This is a genomic window from Burkholderia sp. PAMC 26561 (assembly GCF_001557535.2).
Taxonomy (GTDB): Bacteria; Pseudomonadota; Gammaproteobacteria; order Burkholderiales; family Burkholderiaceae; genus Caballeronia.
This window is the reverse complement of the sequence record NZ_CP014307.1, coordinates 403800-422748: the sequence shown is the minus strand read 5'-3', so window position 1 is coordinate 422748 and position 18949 is coordinate 403800. Positions and strand designations below refer to the sequence as shown.

Below are 18949 nucleotides of genomic sequence, written 5' to 3'. Positions count from 1 at the left end.
GTTTTGTCCTGTGTCGGGTAGGGCGCGTCAGCAAGGCATGCCGGCGTTGCGGCGTGCATAGAAAAACCACGTGATGGCAACGCACGTCACGTAGAACGCGATGAACACATACAGCGCGGGAACGGCCGAGCCGGTCATGTCGAGCGCCGTACCAAAGGTTTTGGGAATGAAGAAGCCGCCGTACGCGCCGATTGCTGCGGAGAAGCCCAGCACGGCCGCGGATTCCTTCGCGGCGTTGTGAAGCGCCTGGCGCTGGGCAGCGTCGTCGAGCCCTTTGGCTGCGCGCTGATGCTGGGTCATGAAGATCACCGGGATCATGCGGAAGGTCGAGCCATTGCCGATACCCGCCAGCATGAACAACACGATGAACGCGCCGAGGAAGCCGGCGAAGTTGCCGCTTGATCCTGCGCCCGGCATGAACGAAATGACGACGAATACCGAGGCGATCATGCCGACGAACGTCCACAACGTCACTCGCGCGCCGCCCAGGCGGTCCGAGATCCATCCTCCGACAGGACGCGTCAGCGCGCCTGCGAGCGGCCCGAGGAACGCATAGGCGGTCGGGTTGATCGATGGGAATTGCGCCTTGGTCAAGAGCGCGAAGCCTGCCGAGAAACCAATGAAGGAACCGAACGTGCCGATATACAGCCAGCACATCAACCAGTTGTGCATGCGCTTGAAGATCACGGCCTGATCGGCGAAAGAGGCTTTCGCGTCGGCGATATCGTTCATGCCGAACCACGCCGCAATCGACGAAACGATAATGAACGGCATCCAGATGAAGCCCGCGTTCTGCAGCCAGATGCCATGCTCGACGCCTTCCTTGACGAAGGTTTGGCCGCCGCCTGCGAAGGAGGCGAACGCGGCCGTGGCGATCACGATCGGCGTCACGAACTGGACCAGCGACACCCCCAGGTTGCCGATGCCCGCGTTCAGTCCTGTCGCCAGCCCTTTTCTGGCTTTGGGAAAAAAGAAGCTGATGTTGGCCATCGACGAGCTGAAGTTCGCGCCGCCAAACCCGCACAGCAACGCGAGTACGAGCATGGTGGAATAGCTCGTGGCCGGATCGCGCAACGCGAAGCCCATGCCAAGAGCAGGAATCAGCAGCGTGGCCGTGGAGAAAGCGGTAAAGCGCCGGCCGCCGAAAATGGGTACGAGAAACGAATAGAAGATGCGCAGTGTGGCGCCGGAAAGCGCGGGCAACGCGGTCAGCCAGAACAATTCGTTCTTGGTGAAGTGGAAGCCGCCCTTGTCGAGGTTGACGACCACGACGCTCCACAACGACCACACGGCGAACGCGAGCATCAGCGCGGGGATCGAGATCCACAGGTTGCGGTTCGCAATCGCCGAGCCGCGTGTTTTCCAGAAAGCCGGATCTTCCGGCTCCCAATTTTTCAGCACATGGTTGGACATGGTTTCAGCCGATGGGTTAGGTGGATGCGCGTGGCTCGACAGCCGTGCCATGCGCGCGAAAAGAGAAATGCATCCAGACGAGACTGACAGCCGTCGCGCCGAAAAGCAGCATGAAACACGAGCTGCTGACGCCGGTCAGGTCGGCGAGCACGCCGAAAAGAATCGGCAGCGCGAAACCCGCCAGACCGCCCGCAAGCCCGACCACACCGGACACCGCGCCGATATTGCCGATGTATTCATCGGAGACGAATTTGAAGACCGAGGCCTTGCCGATCGCCATGGCAATGCCGACGGTGAACATCAGCACGGTGAACAGCGTGGGAGAAATGGCGATGTTGAACGCGAGCGGGCCTCGGGCCGATTGCACGATCAGGTCGGTGTCGGGATAGCTTAGAAAGAAGAAGCAGGCGAGCACGGTCCACATCACGACCCACGTCGTTTTTTGCGCGCCGAAGCGGTCCGAGAGCCATCCGCCGACCGCGCGCAGTACGCCGCCGGGCAACGAGAAACACGCAGCGAGCAGCGCCGCCTGTTCGATATGAAAACCGTAGTGGTTGACGTAGTAATGCGGCAGCCACAGAGCGAGGCCCACATAACCGCCGAACACGACCGAGTAGTACTGCGAGTAGCGCCATGCGCGGCGATCTTTCATCACGCGCAACTGGCTCGAGAAACTCGGCGGATTCTCGACGCGATGTGCGGGATTGGTAGCCGAAGTCATCCAGAACACCACGGCCGTCACCAGCATTGCAATGGCGTAGACCTTCGGCACGATCATCCACGTGCCGAAGCTCACGATCAGCACCGGCGCGACGAATTTGGTCAACGCAGCGCCGCTGTTGCCGGCGCCGAAGATGCCCATTGCAAGGCCCTGGCGGTCTTTGGGGAACCAGCGCGCCACGTAAGGCGTGCCGATCGAAAAACAGGCGCCTGCGAGCCCGATCAGAAGTCCCAGCGAAATGAATTGCAAGAATTGCGTGGCATAGGTGAGCAGCCAGATGGGAATGACGGTGGCGAGCATCGTGAGGAAAAAGACGATGCGGCCACCGAAGCGGTCCGTGCAGATACCGAGCGGCACGCGTGCAAGCGAACCCGACAAAACCGGCGTGGCGGCGATCAGGCCGAATTCGGTATCGGAGAGGCCGAGCTGCGTTTTCAGCGGAATGCCGAGAATCGCGAACATCATCCAGATCGCGAAGCAGATGGTGAAAGCGAAAGTGCTCGACCACAGGACGCGCCAGGCGCGCGGATCGGCTGCCGCCAAAGCGGACGGAGTAGTCGCGGAAGTCTTGCGTGAGGCCGTCATGGTGCGTGCCTGTCGATTAAGTTTGCGTTGTAGTGGGAATCGACTGCAAGATTAGGAATTGCGCGGCGTGCCGCCCATTCGCCGATGGGATGACGCGACTTCATGTCGCTCCGCCGGCGGCACTACTTCGAACGGAGTAAATCCGTGCCAAACCCATATGGGACGGACCCGGGACGGACCCGGGACGGACCCGACGCCGCAACTTCGCGACTACGCACCACCCGCTGGACATGAGGACAGGACATGGCTGAAGACGATTTGAAGCTGACGGTTTCACCGCAGCAGTTTTCCATCGACGTAATGCTGGAAAAGTACGCAAAGGGCGATGAAACCCGGATCGACGATATCTTTCGGCGGGTCGCGCGAGGCGTGGCGCTCGCGGAACCCGAGGCGCTTCGCAAGCAGGCCGAGACGGCGTTTTTCGAGAATTTCCAGCGCGGCGCGCTGGGCGCCGGGCGCATCATGAGCGCGGCAGGGACGGGAATCCAGGCAACGCTCATCAACTGCTTCGTGCAGCCGGTGGGCGACGCGATTCAGGGCATCGACGAAAACGGCTTGCCGGGCATTTACGTGGCGTTGCTGCAGGCCGCCGAAACCATGCGGCGCGGCGGCGGCGTGGGTTACAACTTTTCCGCCATCAGGCCGAAAGGGGCGCGCGTGCATTCGACGGGTTCATCGGCGTCGGGTCCGTGCAGTTATATGGACGTATTCGATGCATCGTGCAGGACCGTGGAAAGCGCGGGCTCGCGACGCGGCGCGCAGATGGGCATTCTCGACTGCACGCACCCCGACTTGCTGGAGTTCATCGCGGCGAAGCATGTGAAGGGGCGCTGGAACAACTTCAATGTATCGGTCGCGGTGACCGACGAGTTCATGCAGGCCGTGTCCGACGACGCGTCGTGGCAACTCGTGCATCGCGCGGAACCGTCGCCCGCGTTCAAGGCTTCCGCCGACTCACATCAGCGTGACGACGGTTTGTGGGTGTACCGCGAGGTGCAGGCGCGTGAAGTGTGGGACACGATCATGCGTTCGACTTATGACGTGGCGGAGCCCGGCGTGGTCTTCATGTCGCGCATGAACGACGACAACAACCTGCGCGCCGTGGAAACGATTCGTGCGACAAATCCGTGTGGCGAGCAGCCTTTGCCCGCGTATGGATGCTGCAATCTCGGGCCGCTGAACCTGACGCGTTTCGTGCGCGATCCGTTCGCGCAGCGGCATGGCGGCACGCCGGTCTTCGACTGGGATGCGCTTGCCAAGAGCACACGCACGCAGGTTCGTTTTCTCGATGACGTGCTCGACGTGACGCTCTGGCCGCTGCCGGAGCAGGACAAGGAAGCGCAGGACAAGCGGCGCATCGGCGTTGGTTTTACAGGACTCGGCGATACGCTCGTGATGCTCGGTGTTCGCTACAACTCGAAAGAGGGACGCGAATTCGCGACGCGCGTGGCGCGGACGATGCGCGATGAGGCGTATCGTGCATCGGTTGATCTCGCGCGTGAGCGCGGCGCGTTTGCGCTCTTCAATGCAGAAAAGTACCTTGAAACAGGCACTTTTGCGTCACGTCTTCCCGATGACCTCAAGGATGAAATCCGCCGCGACGGCATCCGCAACAGCCATCTGCTTTCCATTGCACCGACGGGGACCGTGAGCCTTGCGTTCGCGGACAACGCGTCGAACGGAATCGAACCCGCGTTCTCGTGGAGCTATACCCGCACGAAGCGCATGGCCGATGGCAGCAGGCAATCGTTCGCGGTCGAGGATCATGCGTACCGGTTGTATCGTGAGCTTGGGGGCGATGTGAAGGCGCTGCCCGACTACTTCGTCAGCGCGCTCGACATGTCCGCGCACGATCATCTGGAGATGATGGCGGCGGTTCAGCCGTTCGTGGATACATCGATTTCGAAGACCGTCAATGTCCCCGCCGATTATCCCTTCGATGCCTTCAAGGATCTCTACTTCGATGCGTGGCGTCGCGGGCTGAAAGGGCTCGCCACTTACAGGCCCAATGAAACCCTTGGCGCGGTACTCTCAGTCACCCCCGAGACGCCGGCGGTCGTCGCTTCCGATCCATCCGATGCAGCCGACTCGGAAGTGCAACTCGATCCGTTGCGCATTGCCATCGATCACCGGCCGCGCGGTGAATTGCCGGCGATCATCGAAAAAGTGGAGTACCTCACGCAAGCGGGCAAGAAGTCGCTATACGTGGCGGTGTCCTTCATGGAGATCACGGGGCGGCTTGGCGGTGAAGATGTCACCATCGAGCGGCCTATCGAGTTCTTCATTCCAACGGGTCAGCGCGATGAATCGCAGCAGTGGATCACGGCGACCATGCGCTCGTTGTCGCTTGCTGCGCGTGGCGGGTTTGTCGCACGCAACTTGCAGGACATGCGCAAGGTGTCATGGGATCGCGGCCAAGTGCGTCTGGGCGATGTAGAGCATCTCGATGGACACAGGTCACCGCGCTGGCACGATTCCGAAGTCGCGGCGCTCGCGTATGCGATCCAGCAGATTTTGCATCGGCGCGGATTTCTCGATGTCGAAGGCGGACAAGTACCGTCGCGCTTGCTTGCTCAACGCCGCAAGGACTCGGCGCAGGCCACGCAGGACGTGCCCGCTTCCGCTGGTGAAGACAACGACATCACGACCGTTGTAGAAGAGAACGCGGATGCCGCCAACCCTCACGCATTGCTGCCGATCCCGGGCCGTAAATGCCCGACATGCGGCGCCAACGCGATGATTCGCAAGGACGGCTGCGACTTCTGTACTGCGTGCGGTGAAGTAGGGGCTTGCGGATAACGCCGGCCTGGTCTTTTATTGACCGCGGACCTCATAAGTCTGCGGTCAATGCTTCCCACCTTCAACCTTCCACTTCTACAGCCACTTCTTCCCGGGCAAGCTGAGGCCTGAACGGCTTCCACAACGGCTGCGCTTCGGGCAACCAGTCATCGAGTGCGGAGAAGTCTTCCAGCGGTGCTAGATCATCCATGATCGGCTCCTGTGTGTTCAAAGCACATTCAATGCACATTCAAGGCGATTACTGGATTCGTGCCTTGCCGCTTTGCGTGACGGACCCGTTGGCAAATTCGACTATCGAACGATTGCGTTCTTCTGCGAGCGCCGCGTCACGAGCGCGTTGATCGTGCTGAGCGGCGATCGCGATACCTGCCATGCTGCGATCCGGATACGTGTTCCGGTTCAATGCGGGCAGTGTTCCGTTTGCATAAGAAGCGGCGAGTTCGGCGCGGACCTGTTCGCGGGTCATCGTGCTTTGCGACGTCGTTGCGGTTTGATAGGTTCCGGCGCGCCCGATGCCGCCATCGGCAAAGGCGGTCGTTGCAACGAGTGCGGATACGGCGGAAAGCGAGAGCGCTGCGATTGCGGTTTTCACGGTGATGCTCCTGTCGGTTCAAGCGAAGGCATGAATCAGATCGATGCCATTCGAATAGATGCACGGGCAGTCAGCGGCAAATGCGATGCCGCGCTGCGACAGGACGAAATGTAGTCAACCGCGACTGCGGGATAAATGATGCTTAGGCGAATTGATTAATCACGAGATCCGAACAATCGCAAAGCGCCTTATTCCAAGGGGTTTCGGAGAAAATCTATCGGTGCGATAGGGGCTTAAGCCCTTACACTGAGGATGGTTGAAAGTGCTGAATTGAATTGCCGACCGCCGCGACGTTGCAAAAGAAAGGGGTTTATTCGCCGTAAAAAGCCCGCGAATAAACCCCTTCAATAAGCGCTCTTAAACGACCACTTCAGCGGTTCCAGCAACATCCGGTGTTCCGTGCTTGACGATAACCGAACGCGGTGTCGCTGTTGGCAAGCAGCGCTCTTCCGCATCTTCCTGACCGGACAACAACGGGCAACGCTCGAACAATTCGGCGGCCCAGTCAACGAACACGCGCACTTTGGGCGACAAGTGCCGGTTATGGGGATACACGACCGAAATAGGCATGGGCAACGGCTTCCATTGCGGCAGCACTTCGACCAGCTCACCCGAACGCAGGTACGGCAGCGCCATGAATCGTGCGATCTGCACGAGCCCGACGCCCTTCACGCCGCAAGCCAGATAAGCCTCTGCATCGTTCACCGCGATGGCGCCACGCATCTTCACATCGACGGATTTCCCATCGATGACGAAATCCATATCCATCACGCGGCCGGTACGGCTGGAAAAATAATTCACCGCCGTGTGCTGCTGCAATTCCTCGATGGTATGCGGCACGCCATGCAGTTCAAGATAATCCGGGCTCGCCGCGGTCAGCCCTTGAAAAACGCCAATCCTTCTTGCAACAAGACTAGAATCCTGCAAAGTCCCCACGCGAATCACGCAGTCCACGCCTTCCTGAATCAGGTCGACCGGTTTGTCGCCGAATCCGATCATCAGCTCGATATCCGGATAACGCGTATGGAATTCACATAATTGGGGCATGACGATCATTCGTCCGATCGACCCCGGCATATCGATCCGCAATTTGCCGCGCGGACCTTTTCCTGTATTGGCGAATGAACTCTCGGTTTCTTCAATGTCCGCGAGAATCCGCACGCAGCGCTCATAGTAAGCAGCACCGTCGGGCGTGAGGTTCAAGCGTCGTGTCGTACGTTGCAGAAGACGCACGTTAAGAAACGCTTCAAGGTTTTGAATAATCGTCGTTACCGAGGCGCGAGGCATATCCAGCGTGTCTGCAGCGCGCGAAAAACTATTGGTATCGACGACTCTTGTAAACACCTGCATAGCTTGTAGCCGGTCCATTTTTCTCTCACCGTCAAATCTTTGCAGCGCATGGAATAAAGCCGCTGCGAGGATGTTGTAGGAATGGGCAGTGTCAAATTGATCGTGATTGTTCAGCGCGACCGAATTGTGTTGCCGGATTATAGGCATTTATTTCGAAAGACGTAGACCTCAGAATTCGTCCCATCGCAATCAAGGTGGGATGGCGCGGACGCGCTGAAAATAACCATGGCATCGACGCTGGATCTGGGCCTCTGCATAGAGGATGTTCGAATCGCGGGACATGCGCAACCCATAACCTTGCGCAGTTATCGCCCCGCATCGGACGGCACCGTCCTGCCGGTCGTGCTTTATTTTCATGGCGGCGGGTTTGTTCGCGGCACGCTCGACGACGCGGATATCGCAGCGACGACCATTGCCCGCGATACCCCCGCGTGGGTCGTCTCGGTCGGTTATTCGCTCGCGCCGGCCTTTCCTTTTCCGGCGGCGCCCGAAGACGCATACCGGGCGGCGCAGTGGGTGGTGGCGAACGCCCGTGCACAAGGGGCCGATGCAAATCGCATCGGCGTGGCGGGACACGATGCAGGCGGCAACTTAGCCACGTGTCTTGCGGCGATTGCCCGGGACCGCGGTGACATCGCAATCCACGCGCAAGCGTTGCTCGCGCCCTTGCTGGACCCGAGCATGACGCGCATGGCCGACGAGAACAAGGTGCTGTCACCGGACATCTGCGCGTCCGAGTGCGCGCAGTGTTACCGGGCGTATCTGCCCAATGCTTCGCAACGGCTTCATCCGTATGCGGCGCCGCTGGAATCGAGGCGTCTTGCAGGACTGCCGCCGGCATTGATCGCGAGCGCCCAGCATGACCTGTTGCATATCGAGGCCGAGAAATACGCCGGCGAACTGATCGCGGCGGGCGTGCCGACTGAAGTGACGCGCCACGTCGACGCATCGCATTACGGGCTGGTCACGGATCCCTCCGCGCTCGCCGACGTGGTCGCGTTCTTCAGGAAGCGGCTGCGGGATAGGACCGATCATGCGCAGCGGCCAGGGCCCGCGCGCGCCAAGCCGAAGACGCATGCAGCACACTAAAAATTTAAAACAATCTCAACGACTTTATTGGAGCATCGCATGTCCATCACTCGCAAACGAATTACCGTCGCGCTAGGGGCGACGCTGGTCGTGGCAGGCATCGGCACATACACTGCCATGCACGGTTTCGGCCTGCCGGTCAACAATGCCGAGGCCGCGGTCCAGGCCGCGCCGCCCGCAACGGAAGTGGATGTCGCCACTGTGGTCTCGAAGACCATCACCGACTACCAGAACTATTCGGGGCGCCTCGAAGCCGTCGATAAAGTCGATATCCGGCCGCTCGTGCCCGGCACGATCGTAGCCGTGCATTTCACCGACGGCGCGCTGGTCAAGAAGGGCGATCCGCTCTTCACGATCGACCCGCGTCCGTACGTGGCGGCGGTCGACCAGGCTGCGGCGCAACTCGCGGCGGCTCAGGCGCGCAACGGTTATACATCGACCGATGCGGCGCGCGCCGAGCGTTTGCTCACGGACAATGCGATCGCCAAACGCGATTACGACGAGAAGCAGAACGCCGCGCACGAGGCGGCGGCGAACCTGAAGGCGGCGCAAGCGGCGCTCGAAACCGCGAAGATCAACCTGACGTACACGCATATCGTGGCGCCTGTGTCGGGTCGCGTATCGCGTGCGGAAATGACGGTGGGCAATATTGTTTCCACCGGTTCCAGCGCGCCGTTGCTGACCACTTTGGTTTCGGTCTCGCCCATCTACGCATCGTTTGATGTCGATGAACAAACCTACCTGCGTTATCTGAGCCGCGACTCACGCTCAAGCGTGCCGGTTTCGCTCGGCCTTGCAAATGAAGATGGTTTCTCGCGCGAAGGCAAGGTGGCATCGGTCGATAACCAACTGGATACCGGCTCGGGCACCATCCGCGTGCGTGCCCGTTTCGACAACAACGACGGTTCCCTGCTGCCGGGGCTCTATGCCCGCATCAAGGTCGGCGGCGGGACGCCGCATCCAGCAGTGCTGATCGAAGATGCCGCTATCGGTACGGACCAGGACAAGAAATTCGTCATGGTCGTCGATAAAGACAGCCGCGTTCAATACCGTGAAGTCACGCTCGGCACCCAGAGCGATGGTTTGCGCGTGATCGTGAAGGGCTTGCAGCCGGGCGAACGGATCGTGGTGAACGGTCTGCAGCGCGTGCGTCCGAACGATGTCGTGAAACCCAACGCGGTAGCAATGGCGAGTGCGTCGCCGGCAACAAAACAAGCTTCATAAGACGCGCTTTATAGCCGCTTAACGGTGGCTCCTGGTGTGCGTGACAGCGGCGAGTTCCGGTACGGGACACGCTGCGGGAAACGCGCGCGCAGCCTCTCATGCTTATAAAGAAATCGTCATGAACATTTCCAAGTTTTTCATCGACCGCCCGATCTTTGCGGGCGTGCTGTCGGTGCTCATCCTGCTGGCGGGTGTCATCGCCATGTTCAAGCTGCCGATCTCCGAGTATCCGGAAGTCGTGCCGCCGTCCGTGGTCGTCCATGCGCAATATCCGGGCGCAAACCCGAAGGTGATTGCTGAAACGGTGGCGTCGCCATTGGAAGAGCAGATCAACGGCGTGGAAGACATGCTGTACATGCAGTCGCAGGCGAACAGCGACGGCAACCTGAACATCACGGTGACGTTCAAGCTCGGCACGGACCCGGACAAGGCACAGCAACTGGTGCAGAACCGCGTGTCGCAAGCGTTGCCGCGTTTGCCGGAAGACGTGACGCGTCTTGGCGTGACGACGATCAAGTCGTCGCCGACGCTCACCATGGTGGTTCACCTGAACTCGCCGAATAACCGTTACGACATGACGTATCTGCGCAACTACGCGCTGATCAATGTGAAGGACCGGCTGGAGCGGATTCAGGGCGTGGGGCAGGTTCAGCTCTGGGGCTCGGGCGATTATTCGATGCGCATCTGGCTCGATCCGCAGAAAGTCGCGCAACGCGGCATGACGGCGACCGATGTGGTGAACGCGATTCGCGAGCAGAACGTGCAGGTGGCGGCTGGTGTGATCGGTTCATCGCCGACCTTGCCGAACGTGCCGTTGCAGTTGAACGTGAACGCACAGGGGCGCTTGCAGACCGAACAGGAATTCCGCGATATCGTGCTGAAGACTTCGCCTGACGGCGCCGTCACGTACCTGCATGACGTGGCGCGCGTTGAACTGGCGGCATCGGAATATGGACTGCGTTCGTTGCTCGACAACAAGACCGCGGTCGCGATGGCGATCAACCAGCAGCCGGGCGCGAATTCGCTGCAGATCTCCGACACGGTCCGCAAGACCATGAAGGAACTGCAGGCGGACATGCCCGCGGGCGTGGAATACCAGATCGTGTATGACCCGACGCAGTTCGTGCGCTCGAGTATCGACGCGGTGATCCACACGCTGGCCGAAGCCATTGCGCTGGTCGTGCTGGTAGTGATCGTGTTCCTGCAGACGTGGCGCGCATCGATCATTCCGTTGTTGGCCGTTCCGGTTTCGATCATCGGTACGTTCTCGTTGTTGCTCGCGTTTGGATTCTCGATCAACGCGTTGTCACTCTTCGGGATGGTGCTTGCCATCGGGATCGTGGTCGACGATGCGATCGTGGTGGTGGAGAACGTCGAGCGCAATATCGAGGCCGGCTTGTCGGCGCGGGAGGCGACCTACCAGGCAATGCGAGAGGTGAGCGGGCCAATCGTCGCGATTGCGCTGACGCTGACCGCCGTGTTCGTGCCGCTCGCATTCATGTCGGGCCTGACAGGTCAGTTCTACAAGCAGTTTGCGATGACCATCGCCATCTCGACGGTGATCTCCGCGTTCAACTCGCTTACCTTGTCGCCGGCGCTCGCAGCAATGTTGCTGAAGGGCCACGACGAACCGAAGGACTGGCTCACGCGCGGCATGGATCGCGTGTTCGGCGGATTCTTCCGGCAGTTCAACAAGGTCTTCAAACGCGGTTCGGAGAAATACGGCAAGGGCGTGACGGGTGTCATCAACCGCAAGGCCGTGATGGTCGGCATTTATGTCGTGCTGCTTGCAGGCGCGGTGATGATGGGCAAGATCGTGCCGGGCGGCTTCGTGCCCGCGCAGGACAAGGAGTACCTGATCAGCTTTGCGCAACTGCCCAACGGTGCATCGCTGGATCGTACCGAAGCTGTGATCCGCCAGATGACGGATATCGCGCGCAAGACGCCGGGCGTGCAAAGCGCGGTGGAGTTTCCGGGTTTGTCGGTGAATGGCTTCACCAACTCGTCGAGCGCCGGCGTTGTGTTCGTGACGCTCAAGCCATTCGACGAACGCAAGGGCCGCGCGCTGTCAGCCGGTGCAATCGCGGGTTCCCTGAATCAGCAGTACGCCGTGATCAAGGGGTCCTTCATTGCCGTGTTCCCGCCGCCGCCGGTTCTGGGTCTCGGTACGTTGGGTGGTTTCAAGCTGCAACTGGAAGACCGTGGCGCCCTGGGGTATGCCGCATTGAACGACGCCACGCAGGCGTTCATCAAACGCGCATCGCAGTCGCCTGAGCTCGGCCCGACGTTCTCGAGCTATCAGATCAACGTGCCGCAACTGAACGTGGATCTGGACCGGGTAAAGGCAAAGCAACTGGGCGTGTCCGTCACCGATGTTTTCAGCACGATGCAGGTGTATCTCGGCTCGTTGTACGTGAACGACTTCAACCGCTTCGGCCGTGTGTATCAGGTGCGGGTGCAGGCGGATGCGCCGTTCCGCGCGAACACGGAAGACATCGGCTTGCTGAAGACGCGCAATGCGAACGGCGAAATGGTGCCGCTCTCGTCGCTCGTGAAGGTGACGCCGACTTACGGTCCGGAAATGGTGGTGCGCTACAACGGCTATACCTCAGCCGACATCAACGGTGGGCCGGCTCCGGGTTATTCGTCCGGTCAGGCGCAAGCCGCAGTGGAACGCATCGCAGCCGAAACGCTGCCGCGCGGCATCAAGTTCGAATGGACCGACCTGACGTATCAGCAAATCCTCGCGGGCAATGCAGCGTTGTGGGTGTTCCCGATCAGCGTGCTGCTGGTTTTCCTGGTGCTGGCTGCGCTCTATGAAAGCCTGACGCTGCCGCTCGCCGTGATCCTGATCGTGCCCATGAGCATTCTCTCGGCGCTGGTCGGTGTATGGCTCACAGGTGGCGACAACAACATCTTCACGCAGATTGGCTTGATGGTGCTGGTGGGCTTGTCGGCGAAGAACGCCATTTTGATTGTCGAGTTTGCGCGTGAGCTGGAGATGCAGGGACGCTCCATTGTGGAAGCCGCGATTGAAGCAAGCCGTCTGCGTCTGCGTCCGATTCTGATGACGTCGATCGCTTTCATCATGGGCGTGGTGCCGCTGGTGATTTCGTCGGGCGCCGGTTCGGAGATGCGTCACGCGATGGGCGTGGCGGTGTTCTTCGGCATGCTCGGTGTGACCTTGTTCGGCCTGATGCTTACGCCGGTGTTTTATGTGCTGTTGAGAAAGCTGGCTGGCGGCGAGCATCTCGTCGACAAGCACGGCCACAATCCGCACATGCGCGGTGTCAATGCTTCGCTCGAAGCATGAGAGAAATTGAAATGAAAACGCTGAATATCAAACGATGGCTGGGATTGTCGGCGCTGCTCGGGTCGTTGCTGGTCGTCGCGGGCTGCTCGCTCGCACCGACTTATGCCAGGCCTGACGTGAAGGAGCCGGCTGCGTTCAAGGAAACATCGCAGACGGTGCTTGCCGCATCCGAGCAGGGCACGTGGAAGACGGCGCAACCGTCGGAGCAGGTGATGCGCGGCGAATGGTGGACCGTCTTCAACGACGACACCCTGAACGACCTCGAACGCCAGGCCGCCGATGCCAACCAGAACCTGAAAGCTGCAGCGGCGCGCGTGTCGGAATCGCGTGCAATCAACCAGACGGCGCGGGCGGGCTTGTTTCCGACGCTCGACGCGGGTTTTGGCCCGACGCGCGAGCGGCTGTCGCCGGCGTCGCAATTCCTGCCGCAGAACACCAACGTGCCGTCGCAGACCTTGTGGCGCGCGCAGGCGAGTGCATCGTACGAAGTCGATCTGTTTGGGCGCGTATCGGATTCGGTGAAAGCGGCAAACGCCGATACCGCGCAAAGCGAAGCGCTATTCCGCTCGGTACAACTTGCCTTGCAAGCGGACGTTGCGCAGAACTACTTCAACTTGCGCGAACTCGATGCCGAAAACGATGTGTTTGCACGCACGGTCGCATTGCGGGAACAAAGCCTGAAGCTCGTGCAGCATCGCTTTGCAGAGGGCGACATCAGCGAGCTCGACGTTGCACGTTCGCGTTCCGAGCTTGCGAGCGCCAGGTCCGACGCCATGACGGTGCAGCGCATGCGGGCTGCATCGGAACATAGCCTTGCCGTGTTGCTGGGCAAGTCGGCATCGCAGTTCACCATGGCCGCCAACCCGCTGACGCCCGTCGATATCAAGATTCCGCCGGGCTTGCCTTCGTCGTTGCTTGAACGCCGTCCGGATATCTCGGCAGCCGAACGCGCTATGGCGGCAGCGAATTCGCGCATCGGCGTGGCGAAGTCGGCGTTCTTCCCGTCGCTGAACATCACCGGTTCGGGTGGGTTCGAGTCGGCAACGCTCGGCGACCTGTTCAACTGGTCAAGCCGTACGTTCCTGCTCGGACCGTTCGCGGGTACGGCGCTCAATCTTCCTATCTTCGATGGCGGCCGTCGCAAGGGCAACCTCGCGAACGCACGCGCCATCTATGAAGAGGATGTGGCGAATTACCGTCAGCAGGTGCTGGTGGCGTTCCAGGAAGTAGAGGACAACCTCTCCGACCTGCGCATTCTGGAAACGCAGACGCAGACGCAAGCTGAGGCTGTGAACGCATCGAATCGCGCAGCGCAGCTCTCGCGCACGCAATACACCGAGGGCGCAATCAATTACCTCGATGTGATCGATGCCGAGCGTACCGTACTGCAGTCGCAGCGCACTGCGGTGCAACTGGCGGGCGTGCAGGCGACGTCCACGGTGAACCTGATCCGTGCGCTGGGTGGTGGCTGGGGCGATATGCCGGTGGCATCGGCTGAGCCGGCTGTTGCCGCCTCTGACGCGTCAAACGCGAGCGTGGCATCGCGATAAAAACGCGATTGTTCAAGCCGCACGACAAGTGTCTTCGATTACAGCGGGTTTATCCGGAGGCTCCCGATCCGTAGAATTCTGTTTATGGATACGGGAGCCGTCATGAAAGCATTACTTGAACGACAACTCTACCGGCCTGCCGTCGTACTTCCTCTGTTGGTCCTGATGCGCCTGATGGTGACGCTCGATTTCAACCTGATGCAAGTGACGTTCGTCGTGGTCATGAAGAGTTCGCAATACCTATTTCAAGTGGTATTCAGGCATCGCCATGACCGTGGCGACGTCCAGAAGCCGCAGCAGGTCCACGCCATGCATGAGAAGACCTGCCACTGCTGAACCTGCCTCAATACACTTCCGGAACGACCATGGTTTCCGGCACGGGCTGGCGCAAGTAGTCATCGTTGTAGACACGGTCGGGCAATTCGATCGCCGGGTGTTCGATCTCGTGGTACGGCACCTGGCTCAACAGATGACTGATGCAATTGAGGCGAGCACGTTTCTTATCGACCGCCTGCACTACCCACCACGGCGCCTCTGGAATATGCGAGCGCGCCAGCATCACTTCCTTCGCCTGCGTATAAGCCTCCCAGCGGCGGCGGCTTTCAAGATCCATCGGACTGAGTTTCCATTGCTTGAGCGGGTCTTGGATGCGCGCCTGGAAGCGCACTTCCTGCTCGTCGTCGGTGATCGAGAACCAGTACTTCAGGATCTGCACACCGCTTCTCGCCAGCATCTTTTCGAACTCCGGCACTGAGCGGAAGAACTCTTCGTACTCGTCGTCGGTGCAAAAGTTCATCACGCGTTCCACACCCGCGCGGTTGTACCAACTGCGGTCGAACAGGACGATCTCGCCTCCCGCCGGCAAGTGCGAGACGTAACGCTGGAAATACCATTGCGTGCGCTCGCGATTGTTCGGCGCGGGCAGGGCGGCTACGCGGCACACGCGGGGATTGAGCCGCTGCGTAATGCGCTTGATCGCACCGCCCTTGCCGGCGGCGTCGCGGCCTTCGAAGATCACCACCAGACGATGTCCGCTCGCAACCACCCAGTCCTGCAACTTTACGAGTTCGCCTTGCAGCCGGAACAGCTCGCGGAAATAAACCTTGCGCTGCTCGCGCGCTTCGGCGGAAAACGCACCTTCGCCGTCGAGAATCCGGTCGTCGACTTCCATCTCCAGTTCTTCGTCGTAGCTGTCGATCAGGTCTTCTTCGAAGCGGCGCTGTTTTTCCTGCGAATTCATGAGTAGCTCCGTTGATTTGGCATGTTGGCGGCGTTCTGGTATTGCTGGGCATCGCTGGAATCAGGACGCAATCCTGCACAATGACGATTATCCGGCCGCTTGATTTCAGGAATGTTACGGCAGCAAACGCTATTCCGGGAGGCTGATTGGTCGGATGGATCATCGGCCCCGCTTTAAAACGCCAATGCGGTAGCATCGCCCCACGTCGTTACGCCAATCAGATAACCGCGAGCCGCATGCCCGACGCATCCAGCAACATTCCAGACGGTCCCGCCCGGAGGTCAGCTTTTGAGCGCTGGGCACCGACGATCTATTTCATCGTCGGGCAATTCGGGTGGTTCGCCTGCGTGCTGAGCGCAGCGCACGATGTCCCGTGGATCGGCGTTGCCGTCACGCTGGTCCTGGTCGCCGTGCATCTGGCTCGGGTGGACCGGCGGGTGCCGGAGCTCAAGCTGCTGGCGAGCGTGATTGCGATCGGCGCCGTTTGGGAAAGCGTGCCGGTCGCGGCCGGGTTGCTGCGCTACCCGAACGGTACGGTCCTTCCCGGCGCCGCACCTTACTGGATTCTCGCGTTGTGGGCACTCTTCGCCGCGCAATTCAATACGACCTTCGGTTGGCTGAAGTCGCGCATGCTGCTGGCTTCGGTGTTGGGCGCGGTTGCGGGGCCTTTATCGTTCCGGGGCGGCGCTGCGCTGGGCGCGGTTCGCTTCGCGCAGCCTTTGGCGGCGACGCTCACGCTAGCTGCCGGTTGGGCGGTTTTGCTGCCTGTGCTGATTCTTTTGTCGCGACGCTGGGATGGTGTCCACACCAATGTGTGACTGCTTGTCAAGCTGGAATAGTCCTTGCTAGGTAAAGGTCATACGACTTACGGATATTCCAGGGCTTTATCCATGACACGCCAAACCGAACACCAGCTCAGCGAATCGAGTTGGCTTCCCCAACGCGATGTTGCGACGATTGCAAGGCAGGCATGCTCCGACGCGATTCCCGTGTTTTCGACCGGCGCGCGGGGCGCCACGCCTCCCGCGACCTACTTCATCTCGGTGCTTGAACTTGCCACCGGCGAGAAGCTCGGTAATAACGAACGGCTTCGCGCTATTGCCATGCTCGAAGCGCATTTCGCCGCTGGCCGGCCCCGCACGCTGAACGAGGCGGTCCGGATCTGCGCGGGCGCGATTGATTCATCGACGCTTCGGCGCATGGCGCGGGGCGCCGGGGCCTGATCAGATGGACGATTTGCAGCGCAGACGCCATGTATCGTCCGCGCGGGTCAGCGTGACTGCAGAAAGCGGCTCCAGATCCATCCGATAAACCGTCGTAAGCGGTGCGTCCAGCACCACGGCAAGCACCACCTTGATTACGATGGCGTGCGTCACGATTACCGTAGTCCCGTCATCGCGCTGTTCGTCGAGCGCGCGCCGAACCCGCCCCTGAAGGGCCTCCAGGCTTTCGCCGCCATGCGCAGCGCTGTCCGGTTCCGACAACCAAGCGCTCAACGCGCCGGTCTCCTCGTCGTAGATCTCTTTCAAAGAACGTCCTTGCCAGCGGCCATGATCCAGGTCGCTCCACTGCGCATCGGCCGACATTTCGATGCCAAACGTCCGTCCCGTTTCCACTGCGGCATGGGACGGGCTCGTGATGACACGGTCGGGCACATAAACCGATGCAAGCGCCGAAAGACGCGGGCGCTCGAGATGCTCGATCGGATCATGGAGCGTGGGAAACATGCCGGTTTTCATGGCGTGCGTTGCCGCGTGGCAAAGCAGGATCAGTTCGTTTTTCATGGTTTCCGGATTCGCTTCAATGATGCATTGCTTTACTTTCGGTGATCACATCTTAGAATGGCAAGCTTGCAGCGCGAGGAAGCCGGTGAAAACCCGGCACGGTCGCGCCACTGTAAGCGTGCCGAGTGCGTTTTCATCCTTGAATCAAGGTAAAAAAACCATTCGACGCATGCAAGTCAGACCCCCGCTGCAGCCTTTCTATTTTCTTACGGGACGCGCTTATCCCTCGGAGCTTTCATGAATCAAGCCAATCCAACGGCGAATCTGTCCGCCATGAATCCCGCATTTGATGCACCCGTACCTATTCCGGTGCGTGAGGTGCTGCCTTGGGCGGTGTTTATCGGTCTGCTTTTGTTGATCGCAATTTATTTCGTGGGCGCGGAGCAAGGCGCAACGTCGATCTTCCAGGGCATGTATATCCACGAGTTCGTGCACGACGGTCGCCATCTGCTCGGTTTCCCCTGCCACTGAGACCGTCCATGATCAGAAATCTCCTCATACGCGGCATGATCGCGGGGCTGGTCGCGGGCCTGCTCGGTTTCGGGTTTGCAAAAACCTTCGGCGAGCCGTCGGTGGATCGTGCCATTGCATTCGAATCCCAGCAGGAACAGGCACATGAGCAGGCGGAAGCGGCCGCCGGGCATCCGCACGAACATGGCGACGATGTCGAACTGGTCAGCCGCGGCACGCAAGCGGGGCTAGGTTTGCTGACAGGCGTCTCGGTGTTCGGTACGGCGCTGGGCGGTTTGTTCTCGCTCGTGTTCGCGTTTTCGTATGCGCGGCTCGGTGCGTTGCGCGCCCGCGGAACGTCAGCATTGCTCGGCGTGTTCGGCTTTGTGACGGTTGCAATCGTGCCGTTTCTCAAGTATCCGCCGAACCCGCCGTCCGTGGGAAATCCCGAGACGATTGGCGCGAGAACGGCGCTCTTTTTCGGCATGGTCGCGATCTCACTCGTGGTGGCCGTGTTCGCGGTGCGGTTTCAGCGCCGCATGCAGCCGACACACGGCAACTGGAATGCGTCGCTGATTGCGCTCGCGGGTTACATCGTGCTGATGGGGCTCGCTTACGCTGCGTTGCCATCGATCGATGAAGTACCGGCGAAGTTTTCGGCGACCTTGTTGTGGAATTTCCGCGTGGCCGCAATCGGCATTCAGGCGGTGATCTGGACCACGCTCGGTTTGTTGTTCGGCGTGCTTGCACAGCGTGAAGTGGAACGTGTGCCCGCGCGGCGTGTAGCAACGGCTTGATCGATTAAGATTCTTGGTAAGAGAAGGGCGGCTCGCGAGCCG

16 protein-coding genes, 1 pseudogene and 1 riboswitch are annotated in these 18949 nt (G+C 60.3%); of the genes and pseudogenes, 10 read left to right on the top strand and 7 right to left on the bottom strand.

Annotation, left to right across the window (positions count from 1 at the left end; translation table 11 throughout):
- Positions 1-27 precede the first annotated feature (27 nt).
- Positions 28-1413, bottom strand: coding sequence for a NarK family nitrate/nitrite MFS transporter (locus AXG89_RS17585; RefSeq protein ID WP_062171254.1), 1386 nt, complete (start codon positions 1411-1413; stop codon positions 28-30).
- A gap of 16 nt (positions 1414-1429) precedes the next feature.
- Positions 1430-2719, bottom strand: coding sequence for an MFS transporter (locus AXG89_RS17580; protein ID WP_062171251.1), 1290 nt, complete (start codon positions 2717-2719; stop codon positions 1430-1432).
- Positions 2720-2962: 243 nt separating this feature from the next.
- Here AXG89_RS17580 and AXG89_RS17575 point away from each other — a divergent pair, with 243 nt between their 5' ends.
- On the top strand, positions 2963-5518 hold the full coding sequence (locus tag AXG89_RS17575; RefSeq protein WP_062171249.1) for an adenosylcobalamin-dependent ribonucleoside-diphosphate reductase: 2556 nt from the start codon (positions 2963-2965) through the stop codon (positions 5516-5518).
- Positions 5519-5579: 61 nt separating this feature from the next.
- Here the strand turns inward: AXG89_RS17575 and AXG89_RS44160 are convergent, their stop codons facing one another.
- The 3 genes and pseudogenes from AXG89_RS44160 to AXG89_RS17565 form a co-directional block, all read right to left on the bottom strand.
- Positions 5580-5708 carry a hypothetical protein gene (locus AXG89_RS44160; protein ID WP_256701155.1) on the bottom strand — a complete coding sequence of 43 codons (129 nt, stop codon included), beginning with the start codon at positions 5706-5708 and terminating at the stop codon, positions 5580-5582.
- A gap of 48 nt (positions 5709-5756) precedes the next feature.
- The gene (locus AXG89_RS17570; RefSeq protein WP_062171247.1) at positions 5757-6110 is read right to left on the bottom strand and encodes a DUF4148 domain-containing protein; all 354 of its coding nucleotides are present in this window, start codon (positions 6108-6110) and stop codon (positions 5757-5759) included.
- Between the two features lie 438 nt (positions 6111-6548).
- Positions 6549-7478 (bottom strand): annotated as a pseudogene (locus tag AXG89_RS17565) (LysR family transcriptional regulator); the annotation flags it as partial.
- A gap of 207 nt (positions 7479-7685) precedes the next feature.
- Between AXG89_RS17565 and AXG89_RS17560 the strand changes: the two are divergent.
- From AXG89_RS17560 to AXG89_RS17540, 5 genes are all read left to right on the top strand, one after another.
- A complete protein-coding gene (locus AXG89_RS17560; RefSeq protein WP_082771495.1) occupies positions 7686-8549 on the top strand; it encodes an alpha/beta hydrolase in 864 nt (287 codons plus the stop codon).
- A 39-nt stretch (positions 8550-8588) separates the two neighbouring features.
- Positions 8589-9773, top strand: a complete 1185-nt coding sequence (locus tag AXG89_RS17555; RefSeq protein ID WP_062171245.1) for an efflux RND transporter periplasmic adaptor subunit — start codon at positions 8589-8591, stop codon at positions 9771-9773.
- Positions 9774-9891: 118 nt separating this feature from the next.
- Positions 9892-13086 (top strand): efflux RND transporter permease subunit, encoded by a 3195-nt coding sequence (locus AXG89_RS17550; protein WP_062171243.1) that lies wholly within the window; start codon positions 9892-9894, stop codon positions 13084-13086.
- Positions 13087-13097: 11 nt separating this feature from the next.
- Positions 13098-14636 carry an efflux transporter outer membrane subunit gene (locus AXG89_RS17545; protein WP_062171241.1) on the top strand — a complete coding sequence of 513 codons (1539 nt, stop codon included), beginning with the start codon at positions 13098-13100 and terminating at the stop codon, positions 14634-14636.
- Positions 14637-14738: 102 nt separating this feature from the next.
- Entirely contained in the window at positions 14739-14972 is a 234-nt protein-coding gene (locus AXG89_RS17540; RefSeq protein ID WP_143325573.1) for a hypothetical protein, read from the top strand.
- 7 nt (positions 14973-14979) lie between these two features.
- Here AXG89_RS17540 and ppk2 read toward each other — a convergent pair whose 3' ends face one another.
- Positions 14980-15876: a polyphosphate kinase 2 gene (ppk2, locus tag AXG89_RS17535; protein WP_062003145.1), complete on the bottom strand. Its 897-nt coding sequence runs from the start codon at positions 15874-15876 to the stop codon at positions 14980-14982.
- Positions 15877-16112: 236 nt separating this feature from the next.
- Here ppk2 and AXG89_RS17530 point away from each other — a divergent pair, with 236 nt between their 5' ends.
- Together AXG89_RS17530 and AXG89_RS43065 are read left to right on the top strand one after the other, a co-directional pair.
- Entirely contained in the window at positions 16113-16694 is a 582-nt protein-coding gene (locus AXG89_RS17530) for a DUF2878 domain-containing protein (RefSeq protein WP_082771494.1), read from the top strand.
- A gap of 72 nt (positions 16695-16766) precedes the next feature.
- On the top strand, positions 16767-17099 hold the full coding sequence (locus tag AXG89_RS43065) for a hypothetical protein (RefSeq protein ID WP_236873458.1): 333 nt from the start codon (positions 16767-16769) through the stop codon (positions 17097-17099).
- Here the strand turns inward: AXG89_RS43065 and AXG89_RS17520 are convergent, their stop codons facing one another.
- Positions 17100-17660 (bottom strand): histidine phosphatase family protein, encoded by a 561-nt coding sequence (locus AXG89_RS17520; protein WP_062171237.1) that lies wholly within the window; start codon positions 17658-17660, stop codon positions 17100-17102.
- 52 nt (positions 17661-17712) lie between these two features.
- Positions 17713-17866: riboswitch (cobalamin riboswitch) on the top strand.
- Between the two features lie 31 nt (positions 17867-17897).
- Here AXG89_RS17520 and AXG89_RS17515 point away from each other — a divergent pair.
- Together AXG89_RS17515 and AXG89_RS17510 are read left to right on the top strand one after the other, a co-directional pair.
- Entirely contained in the window at positions 17898-18131 is a 234-nt protein-coding gene (locus tag AXG89_RS17515; RefSeq protein ID WP_062171235.1) for a CbtB domain-containing protein, read from the top strand.
- A gap of 8 nt (positions 18132-18139) precedes the next feature.
- Positions 18140-18907, top strand: coding sequence for a CbtA family protein (locus AXG89_RS17510; RefSeq protein WP_062171232.1), 768 nt, complete (start codon positions 18140-18142; stop codon positions 18905-18907).
- The last annotated feature ends 42 nt before the right edge of the window (positions 18908-18949 follow it).